Origin of the sequence: Mesorhizobium sp. M4B.F.Ca.ET.214.01.1.1 (genome assembly GCF_004791545.1) — a bacterium.
Classification (GTDB): domain Bacteria; phylum Pseudomonadota; class Alphaproteobacteria; order Rhizobiales; family Rhizobiaceae; genus Mesorhizobium; species Mesorhizobium abyssinicae.
On sequence record NZ_SRUX01000004.1, the window covers coordinates 338,583 to 363,094 of the forward strand.

Sequence of the window (24,512 nt, forward strand, 5' to 3'; positions counted from 1 at the left end):
TTGGTCTCCAATCCTATTCGGCCGCTTCAGCCAGGCGCAGGGGCGCCGGCTCGGCAGTCGGTTCAATATGCTCTTGTTCATGTTCCGCGGCGGGTTCGCTCCGCTCACGGCGCTCGCGCAACTGCTCGATCACCGCGTAGAAGACCGGCACGAACACCAGCGACAGCACCGTCGCCGCCACCATGCCGCCGAAGACGGTGGTGCCGATCGACTGGCGGCTGGCGGCACCCGCGCCGGTGGCGTACATCAGCGGCAGCACGCCGAGGATGAAGGCGAAGGCCGTCATCAGGATCGGCCTGAGCCTCAGCCGCGCGGCTTCCATCGCCGCCTCGACGATGCTGAGGCCTTCCTCGCGCCGTCGCCTTGCGAACTCGACGATCAGGATCGCGTTCTTCGCCGCCAGGCCGATCAGCATGACGAAGCCGATCTGCGAGTAGACGTCGATCTGCATGCCGCGCAGCAACAGCACCGCGAAAGCGCCGAACAAGGCGAGCGGCACGGCGAGCAGCACCATGAACGGCATTGCCCAGCTTTCATACTGCGCCGCCAGGATCAGGAAGACGAAGACGATTGCCAGGCCGAACACGATCGAGGCGATCGAGCCTGCCTTGAGCTCCTGATAGGTGATGCCGGTCCACTCATAGCCGAAATCCCTGGGCAGGACATTTGCCGCGGCGCGTTCCATCGCCGCCACCGCCTGTCCGGACGAGAAGCCGGGGGCGGCGCCGCCATTGATCAAGGCCGACGCATTGTTGTTGTAGTGGGGCACCGTCTCGGGCCCGACGATCGGCACCAGTTTGCCCAGCGTGCTCAGCGGCACCATGCCGCCCGACGAATTGCGCACATAGAGCCGTGAAATGTCGGTCGCATCGGCGCGCGCATCCTTGTCGGCCTGGATCGTCACCCGGAAGGTGCGGCCGAACAGGTTGAAGTCGTTGACGTAGAGCGAGCCGAGATAGATCTGCAGCGTGTTGAACACGTCGGGCAGGTTGAGGCCGAGGAGCTTCGCCTTGCTGCGGTCGAGGTCGTAGTTGAACTGCGGCGTCGAGGTCGAGAAGGACGAGAACAGCTGCTGCGGATTGAGCTCGGGCTGCTTGCGCGCCTCGGCGAGCAAAGCCTGGGTGACGTCGTTCAGCGCAGCACTTCCGCGCCCGGACAGGTCCTCGACCTGGAACTCGAAGCCGCCGGTGGTGCCGAGGCCCGGGATCGAAGGCGGGTCGAAGGAGAGTGCGAAGGCTTCCGGCATTTGCAGCAGCTTGCCGCGCACCTGCTCGACGAGCTTGGAGGCGCTCTGGTCGGGCCCGCGCTCGTCCCATGGCTTCAGGATGGCGAACTCCACCGCCGAGTTCGACTGCGCGGCGCTGGTCAGGAAGTTGAGGCCGCTGATCGATCCGACGATGTCGACGCCGGGCGTGTTCTGCAGGATGTCGCGCGCCTTCTCGGCCACCGCATCGGTGCGCTCCAGCGAGGCGCCGTCGGGCAGCTGGATGACGACGAAGAAATAGCCCTGATCCTCGACGGGGAGGAAGGTTGAGGGCAATTTCTGCCAGACGAAATAGGTCGCGACGAGACCGGCCGCGAACAGGCCGAGCATGATCCAGCGCAGCCTGATCAGGATGCGCACGCCGTGCGCATAGGCATGCGACAGCCAGTCGAAGCCGGCATTGAACCAGCGGAACAAGAAGAACTGCGTCTCGCCGCGATGGCGCAGGAATGCCGCACTCAGCGCCGGGCTCAGCGTCAGCGAGTTGAAAGCCGAGATGCCGACAGAGATCGCCACGGTGAGCGCAAACTGGTTGTAGAGCTTGCCCGAGACGCCGGGGATGAAGGCGACCGGAATGAACACCGCCATCAGCACCGCGGTGGTGGCGATGATCGGTCCCGTCACTTCCGCCATCGCCGCGCGCGTGGCTGCCAGCGGTTTGAGGCCGGCCTCGAGCTGTCGCTCGACATTTTCCACCACCACGATCGCGTCGTCGACGACGAGGCCGATCGCCAGCACCATGCCGAGCAGCGACAGCATGTTGAGCGAGAAGCCCAGCATGTACATCACCGCCAGCGTCGCGATCAGCGACACCGGGATGGCGATGGTCGGGATGATGGTGGTGCGCCAGCTTTGCAGGAAGATGAACACCACCGCCACGACCAGCACCAGCGCTTCGCCGAGCGTGATCAGCACGTCATGCATCGAGGCCGACACGAAGCGCGTCGTATCGTAGTGCATTCCGTATTTGACGCCTTTCGGGAAGCGCGCCGACAGCTCCTGCATCTTGTCCTTGACCCGCTGCTGCAGGTCGAGCGCGTTGGAGCCCGGCATCTGGTAGACGGCGAGCACCACCGTCGGGTCCTTGCCGAAGAAGGCGGAGGAGGAATATTGCAATGCGCCGAGCTCGATGCGCGCGACGTCGCGCAAGCGCACCAGCGAGCCGTTCGCCGGGTCGGCGCGCACGACGATTTCGCCGAATTCCTTCGGGTCGCTCAGGCGGCCGACGGCGTTGACCTGCATCTCGAAAGCGGTGCCGGCAGGCGCCGGCGACTGGCCGATCTTGCCGGCCGCCACCTGCACGTTCTGTTCGGCGATCGCGTTCTGCACGTCGACGGCGGTGATGCCGAGATTGGCCAGCTTGTCGGGATCGAGCCAGACGCGCATCGAATAGCGCCGCTCGCCGAAGATCTGCACGTCGCCGACGCCGGGCAGGCGCTTCAGCGGATCGACCACCTGCAGATAAGCGAGGTTGCTCAGCGCCACCGGATCGATCGAGCCGTCCGGCGAGGTGAGGTCGACGATGAGCACGAAATTGGGGTTCTGCTTCTTGATCGTCACGCCGCTTTGATTGACGATCGCCGGCAGCGAGGATGCGGCCTGCGAGACGCGGTTCTGGACGTCGACGGCGGCGGTGCTCAGCGGATAGCCGACATCGAAGGTGATGGTGATGGTCGAGGAGCCGTCGTTCGAGCTCGTCGACGACATGTAGGTCATGCCCTGCACGCCGTTGATCTGCTGCTCGAGCGGCGTGGTCACGGTGTCGGCCACGACCTGCGCGCTGGCGCCAGGATAGTGGGCGCTGACCACCACCTGCGGCGGCGTGATGTCGGGGAACTGCGAGACCGGCAGCAGGAAATACGCGATCGCACCGGCGAGCATCATGATGATGGCGATCGCCGATGCGAAGATCGGGCGCTGGACGAAGAAGTTCACCATGACACGCAGGCCTCGTTGAATGCTTTTGCTTCGCCAAACGCGTTGGCGATCCTGGACAGCTGCCGGCTGCGCGCCGCGCCTGAATCTTCCAGGAAACGCGGCGCCGCCTTGCGGTCCGGCGCCTGCGTGGCCGCCTTCGAACGCAGCATCGCCTCGAAGCTGCGCGGATCGACCCGGTCCGCCATCATCACCAGCCGGATCATCGGATCCCGGATGGCCTCGTCGATCGTCAGGTCTTTGCGCTTCTGCATAGGAGCGGCTCCTTGCTTGCGGTCCGCATCCAAATGATCGCGAACCGTTTTCTCGTCTTCACCGGCCGAAGCCGCATGACAGGCAGGTTTCTGGCCCTATCTCACTCTGGCAGGACCGATCGGCGGGTCTTGTCGTTGACGCGGAGAGACATAGGTGTTACCAGTAAGTAACATTCTGGAAGTTACAGACCGGTAACACCCTAGTCAAGAGGTGGCCGAGGGTTTTTTGGAAACGAAAGGAGATCATGATGGCAGACGGCGTCGTGGAGCGCTCTCGCCCCCGGGATCGGATCCTGGAGACGGCGCAGGACATGTTCCACAAGCACGGCATCAAGGGTGTTGGCGTCGACGCCATCACCGAGGCAGCCGGCACCAACAAGATGACGCTCTACCGTCACTTCGAATCCAAGGACGACCTGATCATCGAATGCCTGCGCGCCACGGCGGCCAAGGCCGCCGCGATATGGGACGCATTCGAGGCCGAGCACCCGGGCGACAAGCTGGCGCAGCTGCACGCCTGGGTCCGCAAGGTCTCCGAGATGCTCACTGCCGACAGCCGCGGCTGCGACATGGCCAATGCCGCCGTCGAGCTCAGCGAGACCGATCATCCGGCCAGGCGCGTCATCAAGGAGCTGAAGGAAGCCCAGCGCGAACGCCTGGTCAGCCTTTGCCGCGATGCCGGCGTCGGCCAGGCCGAGCTGCTTGCCGATACGCTGTCGCTGCTGCTCGAAGGCGCGCGCGTCTCGATGCAGAGCGTCGGCGCCGAGGGTCCGAGCGCGCAGTTCGTGCGCATGGCGGAAGGGCTGATCGCGTCCTTCAGAGCGCGCTGACGGCGGCGCCCGTCTCCAGACCGCAACGGCAGGAACAAAAAAAGCCCGCTGCCGGGAGGAGGAGGCAGCGGGCTCGATTTCGAATGCGGCACGGGAGGAGGTGTACCGCATTCACCGTCGGCATCACATCTGGGAGGAGGAGACGGCCGACACCCGGATATCTACTGATTGCTTAACGATTCGGCAACCATGAAACTTGCATAGCTGATGTGCAGAATTGCCGCACCGTTTGCCAATCATCCGACAAATCTGGATAAAGCAGCCTTGTTGCGGCGCGCTAACCTATTGAACCGGAACGTTTTCCTTGAAGATCAATCGCGGCCCAGTTTGGGCGAGGTAAGGTAGTCGAGCGAGGCTCAGCCGCGGCCCGTTCTGCCTGCGTTCCGCGCGCCGGCCGCGCTAGATCCTGCCCAGCCAGTCGACCAGTACGACGAAGCCGCCCAAGCGTTTGGCGACGTTGCGCAGGGAGATCAGCGGCGAATCGGACATGTCGGCGGCCCCCCGACCGCGCCGCGATCTTGGAACGGATCGCGCCGGCAGTCACCGGGCCCCAACATAAAATTGTGTTGATGATGGCCGGTTCTTGCAGGGTTGTCAGATCAGGCCGGCCCTGGCGAGGTCGCGCATCAGGTGGCTGGCGCCATAGGTCCAGTGCGGGCAATCCGGTGACAGGCGCACCCGGTTGACCAGCGCGCCGAGCTTCTCCGACGAGATGGTGACGATGTCGCCGACCTTGTGGGTGAAGCCCTTGCCCTTCTCGCCGCGATCCTTCGACGGTACGAACATGGTGCCGAGATAGAGCGCCAGCCCGTCCGGATACTGGTGATGCGGCCCCATCGCTGCCTTGACCAGCTCCTCCGGCGAGCGGCTGATCTCGGCCATCGAGCTTGCGCCCTCCAGCGCGAACCCGTCCTCGCCCTCGACGCTGAGCCGCACCGTGGCGCGCTTCACGTCGGCGATGGAAAACGTCTCGTCGAACAGCCGGATGAAGGGACCGAGCGCTGCGGACGCGTTGTTGTCCTTGGCCTTGCCCAGCAGCAGCGCCGAGCGCCCCTCGACGTCGCGCAGATTGACGTCGTTACCGAGCGTGGCGCCGACAATGCGGCCGGTGCTGTCGGCGATCATGGCGATCTCCGGCTCCGGATTGTTCCAGGTGGAGACCGGGTGCAGGCCGACATCGGCGCCGAAGCCGACAGATGCCATCGGCTGGCATTTGGTGAAGATTTCGGCGTCCGGACCAATGCCCACCTCCAGATATTGCGACCAGGCGCCGCGCGAAATCAGCTTGGCCTTGATCTCCATCGCTTCCGGCGAGCCGGGCTTCAGCTTCGACAGATCGTGGCCGATCAGGCCGGCGATGTCGGCGCGGATGGCGTCGGCCTTCTCCGCCGAGCCGCGCGCCTGTTCTTCGATGACGCGCTCGAGCAGGCTGACGACGAAGGTGACGCCGGAAGCCTTCACCGCCTGCAGGTCGGCGGGGGAGAGCAGGAACGGCTTCTTCGCGTCGCGCTCTGCCTCGAAACTGTTGGCGGCGATGTCTTCAAGCGCGCCGATCGGCTTGCCCTTGGCGGAGCGGACATAGCCGGCCGGGTCCGGCAACTCGCAGAGGTCGCGCACGGTTGGAGCGGCGCTCGACGTAATGTCGAAGACCGTGCCGTCGCGCACCGCGACCACCAGCGGATGGGCCGCCTCGCTGGTTCTCGCTCGCCCGATGAAAATTCCGTCGGCGGGCAGGCGGGTCGGGTCGGTCATGGCATCGGTCCTTTCGTTGGCGGCGGGCACTTTCCCCGGATTTTGTCCAGACGTCCATCCCGCCGATGGGATCATTTGGTGGGCCATGGGCGCGCTGTCCGCAGCCACGGGCCGGCTGGCACAATCGAAACGCACTTTCAAATCCATGAAATCGGCAATACGATTTTCACGAGCCCATTGCATTTCCAGGTGTTCCTTGCCCAAGCCGTTTTCCGATCCGATCTGGCAGAGGCCCAAAAAGGTGTCCGCGTTCCAGCCGCAACCGGCGGTCGGCGCAGTTGACGTCGTCATCGTCGGTGGCGGGATCATGGGTCTCTCCACCGCGCTCCATGCCGCGCGGCAGGGCCTTGCCGTCCAGGTGCTGGACGCCGGAGCGATCGGCGAGGGTGCCTCGGGTCTCAATGGCGGTCAGGTCATCCCCGGACTGAAATACGATCCGGAATGGCTGGTCGAGCATTTCGGCAAGGAGCGTGGCGAGGCGCTGGTCAATTTTGCCGCCTCGACCGCGGATGCGGTGTTCGACCTGATCCGCGACGAGAAGCTGGCGGTGCCGCTCACCCGCAACGGCTGGATCCAGGCCGTGCACACCGAGACCGCTTTGACTGCGGCAGCAAACCGGGATCGCCAGTGGCGGGCGCGCGGCGCCGACGTCGAACTGCTAAGCCAGGCCGAGATCGCGGCCATGACCGGCGCCAAGGGCTATCTCGGCGGCTGGCTCGACCGCCGCGCCGGCGTCGTCGATCCGCTGGCCTATACGCTGGAGCTGGCGCGGGTCACCGCTGCCGCTGGCGCAGGGATCGCACAAGGGCAGAAGGTGGTGAAGCTGCGCAAGGACGCCGGTCTCTGGCAGGTCTTGACCGAAAGCGGCCTGGAGGTGCGGGCGAAGGCTGTCGTGCTTGCCACCAACGCCTACACCGATGGCCTTCTGCCTGGCCTCGCGCGGACCATCGTGCCGCTGCATTCCTTCCCGATTGCCACTGCGCCGCTGCCGGCTGACATTGGCGCCGGCATCCTGCCGGGCGGGCAGGCCGTGTCGGATTCGCGCCGCATCCTCGTCTACTACCGCAGAAGCGCGGACGGCCGGCTTGTGCTGGGCGGCCGCGGCCGCATGGCGCTGCCCTCCAGCGCCGCGGACTGGGCGCATCTGGAACGCGCTCTGATCCGTCTCTATCCGGCGCTTGCCGGCATCGCGATCGAGAAACGCTGGTTCGGCCGGGTGGCGATGACGCCGGATCATCTGCCGCATATCCACGAGCCCGAAAAGGGCCTGCTTGCCGTTGCCGGCTGCCAGGGCAGGGGCGTCGGCCTGATGAGCGCGCTCGGCAAGCGCATGGCAAGCTACCTGGCGAGCGGCGATGCGCGGCAACTGCCGTTTCCGTTGTCGCCGATCCGGCCGATCCCGTTCCATGCCTTCCGGCAGGTCGGCGTTGCCGCGACGATCGCCTGGTACCGGATGCTCGACGCGTTGGAGCGCTGATTTCGCCGAGCACATTCCGTCATTCTCGCGATTCAGCTTGACAGTTTCACAAATCTGAAAAAATCTAAGTCGATTTCATAATTCCGACGGGCAGATCGATGTCGGCCATTGCAGCAAGTCAGCCATTGCCGGAAACCCGCGCTTCGCCGGCGTTCCGCTTCGCCATGCTGCTGCCGGGTGGGCTGGTCACCTTCTTCCTGATCCTGTTCGCTCTCGGACTGGTGATCTTCCTTGCCTTCCGCGGCAATGACGGCTCGCTGCTCGGCGTCGGCCTGACCGCCGCGAACTTCGTCACCGTGGCCACCGATCCGCTTTACTGGACGGTGACGCTGCGCTCGCTGGTCATCGCCGGTCTGGTGACGCTGGCGACGGTGGTCACCGCCTATCCGGTCGCCTACTATCTCGCCTTCCATGCCGGCCGGCGCCGCGGCCTCCTGCTCTTCCTGGTCACGCTGCCATTCTGGACCAGCTATCTTTTGCGCGTCTTCGCCTGGAAGATCGTGCTTGCCTATAATGGCGTGCTCAACTCGGCCTTCATCGAAAGTGGCATCTGGTCGGAGCCGACGCTGGCCTTCCTCAACACGCCGGCGGCGGTCGTGGTCACGCTTGCCCACGCCTACGCGCCCTTTGCCATCCTTCCGATCTATGTCGCGCTGGACACGATCCCAAAATCGCTGCTCGAAGCCGCTTCCGATCTCGGCGCCCGTCCGTTCACGGCGTTCCGCCGCGTCGTGCTGCCGAATTCGATGCCGGGCGTGCTGGCGGCGGCCCTCGTCGTCTTCGTGCCGACGGTCGGCGACTACGTCACGCCGGCCATGGTCGGCGGCCCGGCCAGCACCATGATCGGCACGCTGATCCAGTCCCAGTTCGGCAAGGCCAATGACTGGCCGTTCGGCGCCGCACTTTCGGTTTGCGTCATGCTGGTCATCCTGTGCGTGGTGCTGGTCGCGCGCGGCGCCGACCGCAGATTTGGCAGCCGCACATGAGCGCGACGCGCACCGACATCAACACGGGCGGCCGCTGGCTCGGCCTCTATGTGCTTGGCTATCTGGTCTTCCTCTATCTGCCGGTGCTGCTGATCCCGCTGTTTTCCTTCAACAATTCCATCCAAGCTGCGTTTCCGCTGCAGGGCTTCACGCTTGAATGGTACGAGACGCTCTATGGCAATCCGGTGCTGTCGGGCGCGCTCGCCAACAGCCTCGTCATCGCCACGGTTGCAGCCACCGGCGCCACGCTCTGCGGCATCACCGTGTCCTATATGGATCTCTACGGCCGCTCGCCGCTCGCCGCCACGATCAGCGCCATCGCCCGTCTGCCGATCCTGATCCCCGGCGTCATCGTCGGCATATCGCTGCTGATCCTGGTCAATCTCATCGGCCTCGGCCCGTCGCGCGTTTCGATCGTGCTTGGGCACATCCTTGTCGCGCTGCCGACGACGGTGGTGGTGATGCGCAGCCGCTTCGCCGCTATTCCCAAAACCATCCGCGAGGCGGCGCTCGACCTCGGCGCCTCCGACTGGACGACGTTCCGGCGCGTCATGCTGCCGCTGAGTGCGCCGGCCGTGCTGTCGGCCTTCATGCTTGCCTTCCTTATCTCCTTCGACGAGTTCATCGTCGTCTTCTTCCTCGCCGGCACCGAGCCGACGCTGCCGCTCTACATCTGGAGCCAGCTGCGCTTCCCGCGCTCGCTGCCGACTGTCATGGCGCTGGGCACAGTGATCCTGGCTGTGTCCTTCATCATCGCCGGCTCAGCCGAAATCCTGCGCCACCGCGGCCTTGGCGCTGCGCGTCGGCCAGCCGCCGCCAAACCAGCCTGAACCACAACAAAGAAAGAGAGGAGAACGAAAATGACATTCCAGCTGAAATCGATCACCGGACACAAGACCCGCGCCGGCCTTGCGGCCCTGGCGCTCGCGCTGTCGTCGACCGTCGCCTTTGCCGCCGACAAGCTGCAGTATTTCACCTGGTCGGGCTACGAACTGCCCGACTTCAACAAGAGCTTCCTCGCGGCCCATCCGGACGGCGTCGAGGCCTCGATCTTCGGCGACGACGACGACGCCTTCACCAAGGTCAAGGCCGGCTTCCGGCCGGACATCGCGCACCCCTGCTACGACAAGGTGGCGCGCTGGAACAAGGAAGGCCTGCTGCAGCCGATCGACACCAAGCGCATCAAGAACTGGGATTCGATCTTCCCGGTGTTCAAGAACCTGCCCGACATCCAGGCCGGCGACGGCAAGGTCTGGATGGTGCCGTGGGACTGGGGCAACACCTCGATCCTCTACCGCACCGATCTGGTGAAGAACCCCGAGGCGAGCTGGAACCTTCTGTGGGACAAGCAGTATGCCGGTCGCATGGCGACCATCGACGCCGTGCATGACACGCCGATCGTCGCCGCACTGCTCGCCGGCGTGAACCCCTTCGACATGACTCCGGAGCAGATGGACAAGGTGGCGGAGAAGCTGCGCGAGCAGCGGCCGCTGCTGTCCAGCTACACCACCGACATGACCTCGGTCGAACAGGCGCTGGCAAGCGGCCAACTGGTCGCCGCCATGACCTGGAACGCGTCGGCCACATCGCTGAAGAAGCAGGGAGTGCCCGTCGAGTTCATGAAGCCGAAGGAGGGCATGCTGACCTGGTCCTGCGGCTTCGTCATGCTGAAGGACGCCAAGAACGTCGATCTCGCCTATGACTTCATCAACAGCCGGCTCGACGCCGACTCCGGTAAGTATCTGATCCAGTCCTATGGCTACGGCAGTTCGCTGAGCACCGCTTTCGCCGGCGTGGCGAAGGACGAGCTGGAAAAGCTGCAACTGCCGTCGGATCCGGACGTGATGCTGAAGACCACCATCTTTACTGGGCCGATGAAGCAGAACGACGACGTCGCCAAGATGTTCGAGAAGGTGAAGGCCGGGGGTTGAGCGCCATTGCCAAAGCCGGTGCTGCCCCTCACCTGCCTGCCGGCATCCTCTCCCCGTATAGTGACGGGGAGAGGGGCGCTGTCGTCGCCGCTTTCGCAAATCGCCGCTGTTGCTGCAGGGAGAGGGGCGACGCTGCGGTCAGCCCCTTCTCCCCGTCACTATACGGGGAGAAGTGCCCGGCAGGGCGATGAGGGGCGGCGCCAACGCCGGTAAGACCAGAACCGGCACGGCTTTGTTGGCTGGCCAAAGTACTGCAACGAGGACGAACGCATGGACGTTTTTGACGAAGCCGCCGAAAGGTCGAAGGACGATGCCGATGTGCGCGTCGGCCGGCGCGTGCGGGCGCTGAGGCTGGAGCGCAAGCTGTCGCTGGCCGAGCTTGCGGCAAAGGCCGGCATTTCGATCGGCGCGCTCAGCCAGATCGAGCGAGGCATGTCCTCGCTGCGTGTCAAGGTGATCTGGCCGCTGGCCGCCGCGCTCGACATCGAACCGTCTGCGCTGATCGCCGACGGCAATGACGCCGTCAACGACCTCTATTGCGTGCGCGCCGACAAGCGGCGGCAGATACCGGTCAAGTCGGAAGGCATCGCCAAGGCATTGCTCTCGCCGCCAGCGGCCACGCTCACCGGCATGCTGGTTACGGTCGAGGCCGGCGGCGGCACGGCGGAAGCCTACGCCCATGCCGGCCACGAATTCGGCTTCGTGATGACGGGCGAGGTCGAACTGGTGGTCGATTCGACCACCTACGGATTGAAGGCCGGCGACAGCTTTGCCTTCAAGAGCACGCTTCTGCATGCCTTCCGCAACCCCGGCGCCGAGTGCTGCCAGATCCTCTGGGTCAACACGACAAAACCCTCCGAGGTGCGCGATGGCGCCTGATGCGACAGAGCAATTCCAGGCAAAGCGCGACACGGCTTTCCGTCCGGAATTGCGAGATGCATTAGTTCGACTGCAGAAAGTCTCGAAGGTCTTTCCGGGTGGTGTGGTTGGTCTCGACGCCGTCGACCTGGATATCGCTCCGGGTGAGTTCCTCACTTTGTTAGGGCCGTCCGGTTGCGGCAAGACCACCAGCCTGCGCGTCATCGCCGGTTTCGAGAGCCCGACCAGCGGCAATGTTCTGCTCGAGGGCCGCGACATAACGGGCCTGAGGCCCTTCGATCGTCCGGTCAACACCGTGTTCCAGGACTATGCGCTGTTCCCGCACATGGATGTCGCCGAGAATGTCGGCTTCGGCCTGTCGCTGCGCAAACTGTCCGGCGCCGAGCAGGCGAAACGCGTCGGCGCGGCGCTCGACATGGTCGGCCTCGCCGACAAGCTCGGCGCCCGCGTCCTGGAGCTTTCGGGCGGCCAGCGCCAGCGTGTCGCGCTCGCCCGCGCCATCGTCTGCGAGCCGCGCGTGCTGCTGCTCGACGAGCCGCTGTCGGCGCTCGACGCACATCTGCGCGAGCAGATGCAGGTTGAGCTGAAGCGGCTGCAGTCGCGGCTCGGCACCACCTTCGTCATGGTCACCCACGACCAGACCGAAGCGCTGTCGATCTCCGATCGCATCGTCGTCATGAACAAGGGCCGCATCGAGCAGATCGCGCCGCCGGCGACCCTCTACGACCGCCCTGCGACGAAATTCGTCGCCTCTTTCATCGGCACCATGAACCTCCTGCCGTCGCGCTTCGTCGGCCGCGACGGCGAGCGCCTGCGCTTTGCCGCCGGCGAGCTGCCGCTGGAAGCTATATCCGAAACCGGCGAGATGCCGGCCGCCGGCGAGATGCGCACCATCGGCGTGCGTCCCGAGGACCTGTTGGCGACCACCGAAGCCGCCGACGGCACCGCGCCGGCACGGGTGAGCGGCGTCGTCTTTCACGGCCGCACGCTGCGCCTCCACGCCGAGCTGGGGCAGGGGATGCGGGTGGTGATCGATGCGCCGCGACGCGCCGACGGTTTTCAGTTCAGCGTCGGCGACGTGGCGCATATCAGCCTGCGCCGGGGCGCCAGCTGCCCTATGCTTTCCAGTTGACCGCTTGCCTCAGGACGCCTTGGCGAAAAAACCCTGATAGTCGGATTTGGCCTGCAGCAGGCGCAGAATGTTCTCGCGTGAGCCTCGCACATGCGCGCGGGCGCGCTCGCCGGCAAGCGCCACATCACCGGCGCAGATCGCGTCGACGATGCCGGTGTGCTCCTCGCGGGTGAGCTTCCACTCGTCCAGCCACAGAAGCTCCGTCCAGACATATTGCTGGCACTTGTCGAGTATGCCGCAGAGCATGCCGGAGAGCATCTCGTTGCCGCCGATTTCGGCGATCACGCGATGCAGGTCGATACCGACCTGCAGTTCCTCGAACTGCTCCCTGGTGCTGCGGTCGGGGATCGCGGCCAGACGCTCGCATTCGGCAAGAACTGCGCGCAGCCGCGTCTTGTCGGCGGCGGTGGCGTTGGCCGCCGCCAGCTCGGTCGCGCGTCCGTCGAGCAGCTCGCGGATGTCGAAGGCCTCGCGGAACATGGTGAGATTGAACTCGGCGACCAGATAGCCCTGGCGCGGACGGCCGATGACCAGGCCGTCGCGCTCCAGCCGGTTGAAGGCCTCGCGCACCGGTGTGCGGCTGACCTTCAGGCGCTCGGCCATGTCGGCTTCCGTGACACGCGAGCCAGGCGGAATCTGGCCGGTGATGATCAGCGCCTTCAGCTTCTCGAACACCGAATCGCGCAGCGTGTTCTTTCTCTCCTTGCTCAAGCGTCCCGCCTCCAACGGTCTGTCATGGATTCGCAGTCTAGAGCCTTTTGGCGCTTGCTTGAAACAGGACCGTTTCGAGCAGAGTAGCGCTCCGGCCTTGGCCTCCATCTTTCGTCACCAAAAACGCATGGCGCGTGTTGACATCGGCTTCCGACGAATTACACTCAAAATTGTATACAAATTCGCATACCAAATCAACGATAATGGGAACACCGGTTGGAGAAGCGAAAATGACGAAGCTGCTTTGCATCAAAAGTCTTGCGGTCGCGGGGCTGCTGGCCTCGGTCGCCGTCCCGGCATCGGCCGCCGACACCATCACCGCCGCCTCCTGGGGCGGCACCTATCAGGAGGCGGAGACCAAGGCCTTCTTCGATCCGACGGCCAAGGAACTCGGCATCACCATCAAGCAGGACACCACCAACGGCCTCGACGACGTGCGCCTGCAGGTCACCGGCAATGCCGTCAAATGGGACATCACCGAGCTCGGCGCCGACGAATGCGCGCGCGGCTCCAAGGAAGGCCTGTTCGAGAAGCTCGACTACAGCGTCATCGACAAGAGCGGCATCAATCCCAAGCTCGTCCATGACGACTGGGTCGGCATCTCCTACACCTCCGTGGTGCTGATCTACCGGACCGACGTTTTCGGCGACAAGGGGCCGAAGACCTGGGCCGATTTCTGGGATGTCGAGAAATTCCCCGGCCGCCGCGCGCTCTCCGGCAGCCAGGCGACGGAAACGCTGAGTGTCGCCGCGCTCGCCAAGGGCATTCCGATCGACAAGGTCTATCCGGTCGACATCGACGGCGCGCTGCAATCCGTCGACAAGGTCAAGGGCCATATCGACGCCTGGTGGACCTCGGGCGCCCAGGCCATGCAGCTCGTCAAGGACAGCGAGGTCGACATGGCGAGCATCTGGAACGGCCGCGCCGGCACCTTGCGCAAGGAAGGCGCGCCGGTCAGCTTCTCCTTCGACCAAGGCGTTCTCACCGCCGACTGCATGGTCATCCCCAAAGGCTCGAAGAACAAGGACCTCGCCATGAAGGCGCTGGCCAAGTTCGTCAGCCCCGACCTTCAGGCCAATTTGCCGCTCTATGTCGACAACGGCCCGGCCAACGAAAAGGCCTTCGAGACCGGCAAGATCCCGCCGGAGCGGATCAAGGACATCAATTCCGCGCCGGACAACGTCAAGAAGCAGGTGCTGCAGGATCCCGAATTCTGGCGCGACACCCTCGTCGAGGCGACCGAGAAGTTCAACAACCTGATCCAGCAATAGACAGAGCAATTCCAGGAAAAGTGTGCAGCGGTTTTCCGTCCGGAATTGCGTCACGACAAACTGCCGGGGCAGCGTCCAGGCGCTGCCCCAGCTCCGTCCCGCCATGAATGATCCGGAGTCCAGGGAGATGCTTTTGTCCATCGCGCCGACCGCGCTTCCCATCGGCATCAGCGGCATCGAAAAGAGATTCGGCGGCGTCTCGGTGCTGCGCGATCTTTCGCTCGATGTCGCGGCGGGTGAATTCCTGACGCTGCTTGGCCCGTCGGGCTCGGGAAAGACGACGCTGCTGATGATCCTGGCGGGCTTCGTCAGGGCGAATGCCGGCAGCATCAAGGTCGGCGGCGAGGAGATCATCGCCATGCCGCCGCACCGGCGCAACATCGGCATGGTGTTCCAGAACTATGCGCTGTTCCCGCATATGAATGTCTTCCACAACATCGCCTTTCCGTTGAAGCAGCGCCGCGTCTCGACGGCGGAGACGGCCGAGCGCGTCGAAAAGGCGCTGGACCTCGTGCAGTTGAAAGGGCTCGGCGAGCGCCGCGTCGACCAGCTTTCCGGCGGCCAGCGGCAGCGCGTGGCGCTGGCCCGCGCCATCGTCTTCGAGCCGCGCATCGTGCTGATGGACGAGCCGCTTTCGGCCCTGGACAAGAGCCTGCGCGAGCACATGCAGATCGAATTGCGCAATCTGCATCGCCGGCTGGGCATGACGACCGTCTACGTCACCCACGACCAGCGCGAGGCGATCACCATGTCGGATCGCATCGCCGTCATGAACGCCGGCTGCATCGAGCAGATCGACAGGCCGGAAGTGCTCTACGCCGCGCCCAAAACGCGCTTCGTCGCCGGCTTCATCGGCGATTCCAACTTCATCCCGGTCGAAAGCCGCAACGGCAGCGTCTGGTATGAGGACAGGAAGATCCGCATGACCTCTGCGGTGCCGGCCGCCGGCTGCCATCTGATGGTGGTGCGGCCGGAAAAGCTGCGCCTCGTCGCCGACGCTCAGCCGGCGGGCAGCGTCAATGTGATCCCGGCGACCGTCGGCGACGTCATCTACCAGGGCGACAGTTTCGCCTGCTATGCCACCCTGCGCGACGGCCGCCAGGTGACGCTGCGCGACTATTGCCGCAGTGACGTGCTGGCCAGGCTGCCAGGGCCCGGCGAGCCGGTCAATCTCGGTATCGATGCCGAGGACGTGGTGCTGGTGGCGGCGGACTGATGAGCATGCAATCCGCCATACTGCCCCATGCCGGTGCCCGGACGCTCAACGCCGATGCGTTGCATGCCGATGCGCGCCGCGAAACCTTCGGGCTGCTGGCGCTGCTGTCGCCCGGCCTGCTGCTCGTCTTCGCCGTCATCATCGTGCCGATCGGCTGGCTGTTCTGGCTGTCGCTGTTCGACGAGACCGGCTCGCTGAGCGCTTCGAACTACGCGCGCTTCTTCCAGCAGCCCTCCTACATCAAGACCTTCCTCACCACCTTCAAGGTTGCCTTCGCCGTCACCGGCGCCTGCGTCGTGCTCGGCTATCCGCTGGCCTACATGCTGTCGCAACTGCCGCGCCGCGCGGCCTCGATCTGCCTGATCCTGGTCATCCTGCCGTTCTGGACCTCGGTGCTGGTGCGCACCTATGCCTGGCTGGTCATCCTGCAGCGCAAGGGCCTGATCAACAGCTGGCTGATCGACCTCGGCGTCATTAGCCAGCCGCTGCCGCTCGCCAACAATTTCGCCGGCGTCATTATCGGCATGACCCACATCATGCTGCCGTTCCTGGTGCTGCCGCTCTACGCCTCGATGAAGACGATCGACATCGATTGCCTGCGCGCCGGCATGAATCTCGGCGCCAGCCCGGCCGCCACCTTCCGGCAGATATTCTTCCCGCTGTCGCTGCCCGGCCTCGCCTCCGGCGTGGTCATCGTCTTCGTGCTCTGCCTCGGATTTTTCGTCACGCCGGCATTGATGGGCGGCGGCAAGGTCATCATGTGGGCGATGCGCATCGAGCAGACCACCAGCCTCTATTCCAACTGGGGCGCGGGGGCCGCGCTCGGCGTCGTGCTGCTTGCCGTCACGCTCGCCCTGCTCGGCCTGTTCCAATGGCTGCTCGGCGCGCGCGCCACCGGCGTCTGGAGCTCGCGATGAGCATGGAAAATGCCCTGCCCATATCGCACCGGCAACGGCTCTGGCTCTATGCGCTCGGAGCGCTGGTCCTGCTGTTCCTGATCGCGCCGTCGGTCATCATCGTCATCATGTCCTTTTCCGGCTCGACGCTGCTGCAGTTCCCGCCCGAGCAATGGTCGCTGCGCTGGTACGAGAGCTATTTCGGTTCGGTCGAATGGCGCGATGCCACCATCGTCTCGGTGAAGGTCGCTGTAATGACGATGATCGTGGCGACGCCGCTCGGCACCGCTGCCGCCTATGCCATCAATGCCGGCACGCTTCGGCTGACCGGCGCCATCAACGCGCTGCTCACCGCCTCGCTGATCATCCCGGTCATCCTGATCGGCATCGGCACCTTCTTCCTCTACGCCCGCATCGGCCTCAACAACACGCTGACCGGCCTCGTCATCGCGCATACCGTGCAGGCCCTGCCGCTGGTGGTGCTGACCGTTGTTTCCGGCCTGCGGTCCTACGACATGAACCAGGAGAAGGTGGCGCGCAGCCTCGGCGCCAACCGCTTCTCCGCCTTCCTTCAGGTGACGATGCCGCAGATCCGCTTCTCGATCGTCTCGGGCGCGCTGTTTGCCTTCATCACCTCCTTCGACGAGGTGGTGGTTTCGCTGTTCATCTCCGGCGGGGAAACCACGACGCTGACGCGCCGCATGTTTAATGCGCTACGCGACCAGATCGATCCGACCATTGCCGCCATTTCGACTTGCCTGATCGTGCTATCGATCGTCTTGTTGTCCGCCGCTCAGCTTTTCGGCCGCGGACGTTGAATGCAGGGATACCGTAACAGCATGCGTGATTTTCAGTTTCCCGGCCGCTCGCCGGTCCGCGCCACCGAAGCCATGGCCGCGACCTCGCATCCGCTCTCGACCCTCGCCGCGATCGAGATGCTGCGCTCCGGCGGCAATGCGATGGACGCCGCCGTCTGCGCCGCCGCCGTGCAGGCCGTGGTCGAGCCGCAGTCGACCGGCATCGGTGGCGATTGTTTCGTGCTTTATTGCCCTAAGGGCGAGGGGAATGTGCTCGCCTTCAACGGCTCGGGCAGGGCGCCGGCGGCGGCGACCGTCGACTGGTATCTGGAGAAGGGCTTCAGCGAATTGCCAAAGCAGGGCCCGCATGCGGTCACCATTCCGGGGGCCGTCGACGCCTGGTGCAGGCTGCTGGAGGATCATGGCCGCAAGGGCATCGCCGACGCGCTGGCGCCGGCGATCCACTATGCCGAAAACGGCTATGTCGTGCACGACCGCGTCGCCTTCGACTGGAAAGATCCCGAGACCGATCTGTCGGCCGACGAGGTCGCGGCGCGCATCTTCCTGCCCGGCGGCAAACCACCCAGGGCCGGCGACGTCCATCGCCAGCCGGAGCTCGCCGAAACGCTGCGCATCATCGCCAGGAAAGGCCGTGCCGGCTTCTACGAGGGTGCGGTGGCCGAGGACATCGTCGGTCGCTTGCGCCAGCTCGGCGGGCTGCACACGCTCGACGATTTCGCTTCGACCAAGGGCGACTACAAGGCCCCGGTCGGCATCTCCTACAAGGGCTACGGCATCCATCAGATGCCGCCGAACAATCAGGGCCTGACCGCGCTTTTGATGTTGAACGTGCTCTCCGGTTTTGAGCTTGGCGGGCTCGACCCCAATGGCGCCGAGCGCCTGCATCTGGAGATCGAGGCCGGGCGGCTCGCCTACCGCGACCGCGATACATTTCTCGGCGACCAGGATCATGTCGCCGTCCCGGTGAAAGAGCTTTTGTCCGCCGTCTATGCCGACCGGCTGCGCGCCGCCATCGATCGCGAACGCGCCATGACCGATTTGCCGCGCCTCGATCTGCCGGGCAGCGACACGGTCTACATCTCCGTCGTCGACCGTGACTTGAACGCGGTCAGCTTCATCAACTCGACCTACTATTCCTTCGGCAGCGGCGTCGTCAGCCCAAAGACCGGCGTCGTGCTGCAGAACAGGGGCACCAGCTTCCGGCTCGATCCGAAACATCCGAACGCGATAGCCCCCGGCAAGCGGCCGATGCACACCATCATGCCGGGCATGATGACGAAGGACGGCCGCGCGGTGATGCCGTTCGGCGTCATGGGCGGCGGCTACCAGCCTTTCGGCCATGTCCATCTTTTGACCAATATGATCGACTTCGGCATGGACCCGCAGCAGGCGCTGGACGCGCCGCGCGTCTTCTACAATCACGACGTCGTCGAGGCGGAGCGAAACGTCCGCCCCGACACAGTTGAAGGCCTGCACCGGCGCGGCCATCAGGTGGTGGAGCCGGATCACCCGCTGGGCGGCGGGCAGGCCGTGCTGATCGACTGGGAGAAGGGAACGCTGACCGGCGCTTCCGATCCGCGCAAGGATGGAATGGCGCTCGGATACTGATGCCCGCGGTTTCACGATTGAATGCTGCCGCTCGGCTGGATTTTTGCAGGCTGGAAAGATAGTCGGTGACCATGACCAATACCGCTGACACCGTGTACCTTGCGCACCGCCTCGCCTCCGGCGCCGCTGACGCGCCGGCTGTTTCGGCCCCTGACAGGCCGACGCTCACCCATGGCGGGCTGCGCCGGCTGATCCGCGAGACGGTCGCGAAGCTGAATGCGCTCGGCCTCGGCCGTGGCGACCGCGTGGCCATCGTGCTGCCGAACGGACCGGAGATGGCGACCGCCTTCCTCGCCGTGGCGGCGGCCGCCTCGACTGCTCCGCTCAATCCGGCCTATCGGGCCGACGAGCTCGATTTCTATCTCTCGGACATCGGCGCCAGGGCGATTCTGGTTGCCAGGGATGAGCACGGGCCGGCGGTCGAAGTCGCCGAGCGTCTCGGCATCCGCGTGCTGCGGTTGCTGCCGCCGGATGACGCGCCCGCCGGCAGCTTCGCCATCGAAGGCGATCCGGTCGGCCCGCCCGTCGCGTCGGGATTGGCAGCGGACGGCGACATCGCGCTGCTTCTCCACACTTCCGGCACCACCTCGCGCCCGAAGCTGGTGCCATTAAGCCATGCCAATCTTGCCGCCTCGGCCGCGCATATCGGCGCGACGCTCGGCCTGACCTCGGCCGATCGCTGCCTCAACATCATGCCGCTCTTCCACATTCACGGGCTGATCGCGGCTGTGCTGTCCTCGCTCGCCGCCGGTGGCAGCGTCTTCTGCACGCCGGGCTTCAATGCGCTACGCTTCTTCCACTGGCTGGGCGAGGCAAAGCCGAGCTGGTACACGGCGGTGCCGACCATGCATCAGGCGATCCTGCCGCGCGCCGCGCGCAATGCGGAAGCGCTTGCGGCGGCACCGCTGCGCTTCATCCGCTCGTCCTCCGCGTCCTTGCCGGCGCAGGTGATGGCCGAGCTGGAGGCGACCTTCGGCTGCCCGGTGATCGAATCCTACGGCATGACCGAGGCCGCGCATCAGATGGCGTCCAACCGCCTGCCGCCAGGCCAGCGCAAGCCGGGCAGCGTCGGCGCCGCGGCCGGACCGGACGTAGCTGTCATGGCGCCGGACGGACGGCTGCTTGACGCCGGCGAGACCGGCGAGATCGTCATTAGCGGCCCCAACGTCACCGCAGGCTACGAGAAGAATCCCGACGCCAACGCCAGCGCCTTCGCCCACGGCTGGTTCCATACCGGCGACCAGGGCGTGCTCGACGAGGATGGCTATCTGCGCGTCACCGGCCGGCTGAAGGAGATCATCAATCGCGGCGGCGAAAAAATCTCGCCGCTCGAGGTCGACGGCGTACTGATGGACCATCCGGCGGTGGCGCAGGTCGTCACCTTCGCCATGCCGCACGACAAGCTCGGCGAAGAGGTCGCGGCCGCTGTCGTGCTGCGCGAAGGCCAGAGCGCCAGCGAGTCCGACATACGCGGCTTTGCGTCGACTCGGCTCGCCGATTTCAAGGTGCCGCGCAAGGTGCTGATCCTGGACGAGATCCCGAAGGGCGCGACGGGAAAATTGCAGCGCATCGGTCTCGCGGCAAAACTCGGGCTCGGCTGATGCGCGTCACCGTGTTCGGCGCCGGCGCCATCGGCGGCTATCTCGCCGCCAAGCTGGCAGCCGCAGGCACGGTCGATCTGTCGGTCGTGGCGCGCGGCGCGCATCTCGAGGCGATCAAGGCCGATGGCCTCAGGCTGATCGAGGGCGAGAGCGAGATTGCCGCGCCAGTGAGGGCGGCCGCCCGCGCGGAAGAGCTCGGCGTGCAGGACTATGTCGTGCTGGCGCTGAAGGCCCATTCGCTGGCGCCGGCGCTCGACCAGATCGCACCGCTGCTTGGGCCGGAGACAGCGGTGGTTACCATGCAGAACGGCGTGCCCTGGTGGTACTTCTACAAGGCCGGCGGCGCGCTCGAAGGCACGCGCATCCAGGCGGTCGATCCCGGCGGCACGATCTGGCAGCGCATCGGCCCGCAGCGCGTCATCGGCTCCGTCGTCTATCCCGCCGCGGAGGTCGATGCCCCCGGCCTGATCCGCCATGTCGAGGGTACGCGGTTCTCGCTTGGCGAGCCGTCCGGCGAAAAGAGCGAGCGCGTAACCGCGCTGGCGCGCGAGATGGTCAAAGCCGGACTGCAGGCGCCGGTGCGCGAGGACATCCGCTCGGAGATCTGGATAAAACTCTGGGGCAATCTGTCCTTCAATCCGATCTCGGCGCTGACCGGCAGCACGCTCGCGGCCATCGTCGCCGACGAGGGAACGCGAACGCTTGCCCGCGCCATGATGCTGGAGGCGCAAGCGATCGGCGAAAGCCTCGGCGTCCGCTTTCCGATCCCCGTCGACAAGCGCATCAAGGGCGCCGGCGACGTCGGCGAGCACAAGACTTCGATGCTGCAGGATCTGGAGCGCGGCCGCCCCATGGAGATCGACGCGCTGGTGAGCGCGGTGCAGGAACTCGGCCGCCTGACCGGCAAGCCGACGCCGGCCATCGACAGCGTGCTGGCGCTGGTGCGGCGGCTGGCCATCAAGCGCGGTTGTTATGCCCCGTTGTAAGGACGACGCATTGGTCGCCATGCGAGCATTTCAAATCGCTGCAAGCTGGACCTGTCTCTCCTGACACGAATTGTCACCTGTGGGACAGGCCGGCGGTAGTAGCCGAGCAGTCGACCCCCTACCTGCGACTGGTCTGAACAGGAGGAAGTCATGACCACTGCTGAAATTGCCAAGGATTTCACGGAACTCCTCAAGCAGGGCGACAGCCACAGTGCTGCCGCGAGGTACAATGCCGACGACATCGTCAGCTATGAGGCCATGGAAGGGCCGATGGCTGTTTGCAGCGGCAAGGAAGCCGTCAAGCAGAAGGGCGAGTGGTGGGAAGCGAACCATGAGGTTCACGGCGGCTCGGTCGACGGCCCCTATGTCAATGGCGACCAGTTCGCGCTGCGCTTCAAGTTCGACATAACGCCCAAATCCACCGGCGAGCGCGTCACCATGGATGAGGTCGGCCTCTATACGGTCAAGAACGGCAAGATCAGCGAAGAGCGTTTTTACTATTGAAGCGTGAAATTCCAGCAGCCTCCAGGGCTCGCATCGCGCACGGTTAAAGTCAGGCATGGCGGCTGGGATGACATGCTGGCCGCCATGTGATGTCTCAAATCGTCCTCGCATGGTCCGCATCGGCAACCGTGCCCCAGCCGTCAAGGAAGCTCGGCCTAAGTCGCTGGCAAAGCGGGCAGGGCGGGCCTAGCTTGTCGTCAGATTCGCGAACCCATCTGCCCGAGGTCTGTTTTGACGATCACCATGTACGGCATCACCAACTGCGACACGATCAAGAAGGCGCGCGTCTGGTTGGAGAGCCGCGACGTCGCCTACCGCTTCCACGACTACCGGGCCGAGGGCATCGAGGCGGAGAGGCTGAACGGCTGGGTCGGAAAGGTCGGCTGGGAAAAGCTGCTCAACAAGGGGAGCACGACTTTTCGCGAACTGCCCGACGAGGAGAAGGGTGCGCTCGACGAGAAGAAGGCAAAGAAGCTGATGCTGGCCAAGCCGACGATGATCAAGCGACCGGTGCTGGAGGTGGGCGACCGCATCCTGGTTGGGTTCAAGCCGGAGGTCTATGAGGAGGCGGTTGGCGGGAAGTAGGCTCGACTGCTTACGCCGCGTTCCTTCGCCCCCTCTCTGTCCTGCCGGACATCTCCCCCTGAGGGGGAGATTGGCAGCTTTGGCGCGTCGCTCATTCCTGCGGCGTTGGCGATTTGGCGAAAGCCGGCGCGACAGCTGATCTCCCCCCTTGAGGGGGAGATGTCCGGCAGGACAGAGAGGGGGCGAAGGAACTCGACGTCTCAGCATTTATGCTTGGGCGCGCAAATACCTCGCCAGCGCCACCGCGTTGTTGTGCACCTCATCATGCGCACCATAGAGCAGCGTCACCTTGCCTTTGCCGAGCAATGCGCGCAGCTGGGCCACCGCCTCGCCATTCCCATCCAGTTCCGCCGAATACCGCTTCCGAAACTCCGCCCAGCGCTCCGGCTCGTGCCCGAACCATTTGCGCAGTTCGTCGCTCGGCGCGATCTCCTTCAGCCATAGCGTCAGCGCGGCATCCTTCTTGGCAATGCCGCGCGGCCAGATGCGGTCGACCAGCACCCGCTGGCCGTCCGCTTTCGCCGGCGCCTCATAGACGCGCTTTACGGCAATATCGAAGGCCATCGCACCTCCGAGTTCGGAAACCTCAGGCCCACTCGCCCTTGCGCATCACCGGCACGCGGCTGCCGTCCTTGCCGAGGCCGTCGATGTCGATCTTGTCCGAGCCGATCATCCAGTCGATGTGAATAAAACTCTTGTTGCCGCCGCGCGCAGCGATCTCGTCCTGGCTGAGCGAGGCGCCGTCCACGAAGCACTTCGAATAGCACTGGCCGAGCGCGATGTGGCAGGCGGCGTTCTCGTCGAACAGCGTGTTGAAGAACAGCAATCCGCTCTTCGAGATCGGCGAGGAATGCGGCACCAGCGCCACCTCGCCGAGGCGGCGCGCGCCTTCGTCGGTGTCGAGCACCTTCTTCAGCACGTCCTCGCCCTTGGAGGCCTTGGCCTCGACGATCCGGCCTTCCTCGAAGCGTACCGAGATCTCGTCGATCAGCGTGCCCTGGTAGGAGAGCGGCTTGGTCGAGGAGACGTGGCCGGAGACCCGCCTTGCATGCGGTGTGGTGAACACCTCCTCGGTCGGGATGTTCGGGTTGCAGGTGACGCCGTTTTTGGCCGTCGAGGCGCCGCCCATCCATTCATGGCCTTCGGCCAGCCCGACGGTCAGGTCGGTGCCCGGCCCGGTGAAATGCAGCGCATGGAAATTGTGCTCGTTCAACCATTTCGTGCGCTCGGCCAACGCGGCGTTGTGCGCCTTCCAATTGCCGATCGGATCCTCGACGTCGACGCGCGAGGCCGAGAAGATCGCATCGGCGAGCTTGGCCACCGCGACGTCGTCGGCATCGCCGGGGAACACCTGCTTGGCCCAGGCAAGGTCGGGATAGGCGACAATGTTCCAGTTGATGTCGAAGCCGGTGATCTTCTCCAGTGCCGGCTGGTAGGCCATCGAGTTCGCTTTGTTGGCGCGCGCCACCTTGGCCGGATCCTGCGCCGACAGGAGCGAGGGGTCCTCGCCGCGCACGGCAAGCCGCGCCGCATTGTTGGAGAAGGCCTTCGCCATGCCTTCATAGAGCCAGCCGGCGGCACGGTCGAAGCCGGCGTCCGCGCCGTAGCGGAAGCGCGCCAGGGTGATCTCGTCATCATTGAAGATCGGCGTCACCAGCCCCGCGCCGGCCTTGTAGGCGTGCTCGACGATGCGCCGCGTCAAGGGCAGGGCCGCGATCGACGACGTCACCACAAGGTCTTGTCCCGGCTGCAACTGCAGCCCGACCTTGATGGCGACTTCGGCCAGCCTGTCGAGCTTCACCGGGTCGATGGTTGCTGCAACGCCGCGCGAATGTGTGGTCATGATCCTGCCTGCCGTGATGTTGGGGTCTGGCCC

At 65.1% G+C, this 24,512-nt stretch carries 22 protein-coding genes; 16 read left to right on the forward strand and 6 right to left on the reverse strand.

What is annotated here, in order from left to right:
* Nucleotides 1–13 precede the first annotated feature (13 nt).
* Together EN857_RS10800 and EN857_RS10805 are read right to left on the reverse strand one after the other, a co-directional pair.
* Nucleotides 14–3,202, reverse strand: coding sequence for a multidrug efflux RND transporter permease subunit (locus EN857_RS10800; protein WP_127393687.1), 3,189 nt, complete (start codon nucleotides 3,200–3,202; stop codon nucleotides 14–16).
* Complete coding sequence (locus EN857_RS10805) at nucleotides 3,196–3,453, reverse strand: hypothetical protein (protein ID WP_127286708.1); 258 nt, start codon at nucleotides 3,451–3,453, stop codon at nucleotides 3,196–3,198. The genes EN857_RS10800 and EN857_RS10805 overlap by 7 nt, the downstream gene beginning before the upstream one ends.
* 248 nt (nucleotides 3,454–3,701) lie before the next feature.
* Here EN857_RS10805 and EN857_RS10810 point away from each other — a divergent pair, with 248 nt between their 5' ends.
* The gene (locus EN857_RS10810; RefSeq protein ID WP_127286709.1) at nucleotides 3,702–4,283 is read left to right on the forward strand and encodes a TetR/AcrR family transcriptional regulator; all 582 of its coding nucleotides are present in this window, start codon (nucleotides 3,702–3,704) and stop codon (nucleotides 4,281–4,283) included.
* A 594-nt stretch (nucleotides 4,284–4,877) separates the two neighbouring features.
* Here EN857_RS10810 and EN857_RS10815 read toward each other — a convergent pair.
* Complete coding sequence (locus EN857_RS10815; RefSeq protein WP_127286710.1) at nucleotides 4,878–6,035, reverse strand: fumarylacetoacetate hydrolase family protein; 1,158 nt, start codon at nucleotides 6,033–6,035, stop codon at nucleotides 4,878–4,880.
* Between the two features lie 196 nt (nucleotides 6,036–6,231).
* Here EN857_RS10815 and EN857_RS10820 point away from each other — a divergent pair, with 196 nt between their 5' ends.
* From EN857_RS10820 to EN857_RS10850, 6 genes are all read left to right on the forward strand, one after another.
* Nucleotides 6,232–7,512 (forward strand): FAD-binding oxidoreductase, encoded by a 1,281-nt coding sequence (locus EN857_RS10820; RefSeq protein WP_135858534.1) that lies wholly within the window; start codon nucleotides 6,232–6,234, stop codon nucleotides 7,510–7,512.
* 98 nt (nucleotides 7,513–7,610) lie between these two features.
* Nucleotides 7,611–8,498 carry an ABC transporter permease gene (locus tag EN857_RS10825; protein ID WP_127394157.1) on the forward strand — a complete coding sequence of 296 codons (888 nt, stop codon included), beginning with the start codon at nucleotides 7,611–7,613 and terminating at the stop codon, nucleotides 8,496–8,498.
* Complete coding sequence (locus EN857_RS10830; protein WP_128346852.1) at nucleotides 8,495–9,328, forward strand: ABC transporter permease; 834 nt, start codon at nucleotides 8,495–8,497, stop codon at nucleotides 9,326–9,328. The genes EN857_RS10825 and EN857_RS10830 overlap by 4 nt, the downstream gene beginning before the upstream one ends.
* A gap of 30 nt (nucleotides 9,329–9,358) precedes the next feature.
* The gene (locus EN857_RS10835; RefSeq protein ID WP_127286372.1) at nucleotides 9,359–10,429 is read left to right on the forward strand and encodes an ABC transporter substrate-binding protein; all 1,071 of its coding nucleotides are present in this window, start codon (nucleotides 9,359–9,361) and stop codon (nucleotides 10,427–10,429) included.
* A 270-nt stretch (nucleotides 10,430–10,699) separates the two neighbouring features.
* Nucleotides 10,700–11,308 (forward strand): cupin domain-containing protein, encoded by a 609-nt coding sequence (locus tag EN857_RS10845; protein WP_127311581.1) that lies wholly within the window; start codon nucleotides 10,700–10,702, stop codon nucleotides 11,306–11,308.
* Complete coding sequence (locus tag EN857_RS10850; protein WP_245509077.1) at nucleotides 11,298–12,440, forward strand: ABC transporter ATP-binding protein; 1,143 nt, start codon at nucleotides 11,298–11,300, stop codon at nucleotides 12,438–12,440. Before EN857_RS10845 ends, EN857_RS10850 begins: the two co-directional genes overlap by 11 nt.
* Nucleotides 12,441–12,449: 9 nt before the next feature.
* Here EN857_RS10850 and EN857_RS10855 read toward each other — a convergent pair whose 3' ends face one another.
* Nucleotides 12,450–13,151, reverse strand: coding sequence for a GntR family transcriptional regulator (locus tag EN857_RS10855; protein WP_187331216.1), 702 nt, complete (start codon nucleotides 13,149–13,151; stop codon nucleotides 12,450–12,452).
* Nucleotides 13,152–13,381: 230 nt separating this feature from the next.
* Between EN857_RS10855 and EN857_RS10860 the strand changes: the two genes are divergently transcribed.
* From EN857_RS10860 to EN857_RS10900, 9 genes are all read left to right on the forward strand, one after another.
* Nucleotides 13,382–14,422: an ABC transporter substrate-binding protein gene (locus tag EN857_RS10860; protein WP_135858536.1), complete on the forward strand. Its 1,041-nt coding sequence runs from the start codon at nucleotides 13,382–13,384 to the stop codon at nucleotides 14,420–14,422.
* A gap of 133 nt (nucleotides 14,423–14,555) precedes the next feature.
* Nucleotides 14,556–15,638 carry an ABC transporter ATP-binding protein gene (locus tag EN857_RS10865; protein ID WP_128346146.1) on the forward strand — a complete coding sequence of 361 codons (1,083 nt, stop codon included), beginning with the start codon at nucleotides 14,556–14,558 and terminating at the stop codon, nucleotides 15,636–15,638.
* Nucleotides 15,638–16,555 carry an ABC transporter permease gene (locus EN857_RS10870; protein WP_127393103.1) on the forward strand — a complete coding sequence of 306 codons (918 nt, stop codon included), beginning with the start codon at nucleotides 15,638–15,640 and terminating at the stop codon, nucleotides 16,553–16,555. Before EN857_RS10865 ends, EN857_RS10870 begins: the two co-directional genes overlap by 1 nt.
* Nucleotides 16,552–17,352, forward strand: a complete 801-nt coding sequence (locus EN857_RS10875; protein ID WP_127393102.1) for an ABC transporter permease — start codon at nucleotides 16,552–16,554, stop codon at nucleotides 17,350–17,352. Before EN857_RS10870 ends, EN857_RS10875 begins: the two co-directional genes overlap by 4 nt.
* A gap of 21 nt (nucleotides 17,353–17,373) precedes the next feature.
* Nucleotides 17,374–18,960 (forward strand): gamma-glutamyltransferase, encoded by a 1,587-nt coding sequence (gene ggt / locus EN857_RS10880; protein WP_127393101.1) that lies wholly within the window; start codon nucleotides 17,374–17,376, stop codon nucleotides 18,958–18,960.
* A 71-nt stretch (nucleotides 18,961–19,031) separates the two neighbouring features.
* Entirely contained in the window at nucleotides 19,032–20,561 is a 1,530-nt protein-coding gene (locus tag EN857_RS10885; protein WP_127393100.1) for an acyl--CoA ligase, read from the forward strand.
* The gene (locus tag EN857_RS10890; protein ID WP_135858539.1) at nucleotides 20,561–21,547 is read left to right on the forward strand and encodes a 2-dehydropantoate 2-reductase; all 987 of its coding nucleotides are present in this window, start codon (nucleotides 20,561–20,563) and stop codon (nucleotides 21,545–21,547) included. The genes EN857_RS10885 and EN857_RS10890 overlap by 1 nt, the downstream gene beginning before the upstream one ends.
* A gap of 150 nt (nucleotides 21,548–21,697) precedes the next feature.
* The gene (locus tag EN857_RS10895; RefSeq protein ID WP_127393099.1) at nucleotides 21,698–22,051 is read left to right on the forward strand and encodes a nuclear transport factor 2 family protein; all 354 of its coding nucleotides are present in this window, start codon (nucleotides 21,698–21,700) and stop codon (nucleotides 22,049–22,051) included.
* A gap of 231 nt (nucleotides 22,052–22,282) precedes the next feature.
* Nucleotides 22,283–22,636, forward strand: a complete 354-nt coding sequence (locus EN857_RS10900; protein WP_127284891.1) for an ArsC family reductase — start codon at nucleotides 22,283–22,285, stop codon at nucleotides 22,634–22,636.
* A 207-nt stretch (nucleotides 22,637–22,843) separates the two neighbouring features.
* Here EN857_RS10900 and EN857_RS10905 read toward each other — a convergent pair whose 3' ends face one another.
* Entirely contained in the window at nucleotides 22,844–23,200 is a 357-nt protein-coding gene (locus EN857_RS10905; RefSeq protein ID WP_128346141.1) for a DUF488 domain-containing protein, read from the reverse strand.
* Between the two features lie 22 nt (nucleotides 23,201–23,222).
* The gene (locus EN857_RS10910) at nucleotides 23,223–24,479 is read right to left on the reverse strand and encodes an aminopeptidase (RefSeq protein ID WP_127394230.1); all 1,257 of its coding nucleotides are present in this window, start codon (nucleotides 24,477–24,479) and stop codon (nucleotides 23,223–23,225) included.
* Nucleotides 24,480–24,512 lie beyond the last annotated feature (33 nt).

Coding starts and splice junctions, on each gene's coding strand:
- EN857_RS10910 (WP_127394230.1), bottom strand. CDS start 24,479: ATGACCACACATTCGCGCGGCGTTGCAGCAACCATCGACCCGGTGAAG.
- EN857_RS10905 (WP_128346141.1), bottom strand. CDS start 23,200: ATGGCCTTCGATATTGCCGTAAAGCGCGTCTATGAGGCGCCGGCGAAA.
- EN857_RS10890 (WP_135858539.1), top strand. CDS start 20,561: ATGCGCGTCACCGTGTTCGGCGCCGGCGCCATCGGCGGCTATCTCGCC.
- EN857_RS10810 (WP_127286709.1), top strand. CDS start 3,702: ATGGCAGACGGCGTCGTGGAGCGCTCTCGCCCCCGGGATCGGATCCTG.
- EN857_RS10850 (WP_245509077.1), top strand. CDS start 11,298: ATGGCGCCTGATGCGACAGAGCAATTCCAGGCAAAGCGCGACACGGCT.
- EN857_RS10885 (WP_127393100.1), top strand. CDS start 19,032: ATGACCAATACCGCTGACACCGTGTACCTTGCGCACCGCCTCGCCTCC.
- EN857_RS10825 (WP_127394157.1), top strand. CDS start 7,611: ATGTCGGCCATTGCAGCAAGTCAGCCATTGCCGGAAACCCGCGCTTCG.
- EN857_RS10800 (WP_127393687.1), bottom strand. CDS start 3,202: ATGGTGAACTTCTTCGTCCAGCGCCCGATCTTCGCATCGGCGATCGCC.
- EN857_RS10835 (WP_127286372.1), top strand. CDS start 9,359: ATGACATTCCAGCTGAAATCGATCACCGGACACAAGACCCGCGCCGGC.
- EN857_RS10845 (WP_127311581.1), top strand. CDS start 10,700: ATGGACGTTTTTGACGAAGCCGCCGAAAGGTCGAAGGACGATGCCGAT.
- EN857_RS10815 (WP_127286710.1), bottom strand. CDS start 6,035: ATGACCGACCCGACCCGCCTGCCCGCCGACGGAATTTTCATCGGGCGA.
- EN857_RS10875 (WP_127393102.1), top strand. CDS start 16,552: ATGAGCATGGAAAATGCCCTGCCCATATCGCACCGGCAACGGCTCTGG.
- EN857_RS10805 (WP_127286708.1), bottom strand. CDS start 3,453: ATGCAGAAGCGCAAAGACCTGACGATCGACGAGGCCATCCGGGATCCG.
- EN857_RS10895 (WP_127393099.1), top strand. CDS start 21,698: ATGACCACTGCTGAAATTGCCAAGGATTTCACGGAACTCCTCAAGCAG.
- EN857_RS10870 (WP_127393103.1), top strand. CDS start 15,638: ATGAGCATGCAATCCGCCATACTGCCCCATGCCGGTGCCCGGACGCTC.
- EN857_RS10830 (WP_128346852.1), top strand. CDS start 8,495: ATGAGCGCGACGCGCACCGACATCAACACGGGCGGCCGCTGGCTCGGC.
- EN857_RS10860 (WP_135858536.1), top strand. CDS start 13,382: ATGACGAAGCTGCTTTGCATCAAAAGTCTTGCGGTCGCGGGGCTGCTG.
- ggt (WP_127393101.1), top strand. CDS start 17,374: ATGCGTGATTTTCAGTTTCCCGGCCGCTCGCCGGTCCGCGCCACCGAA.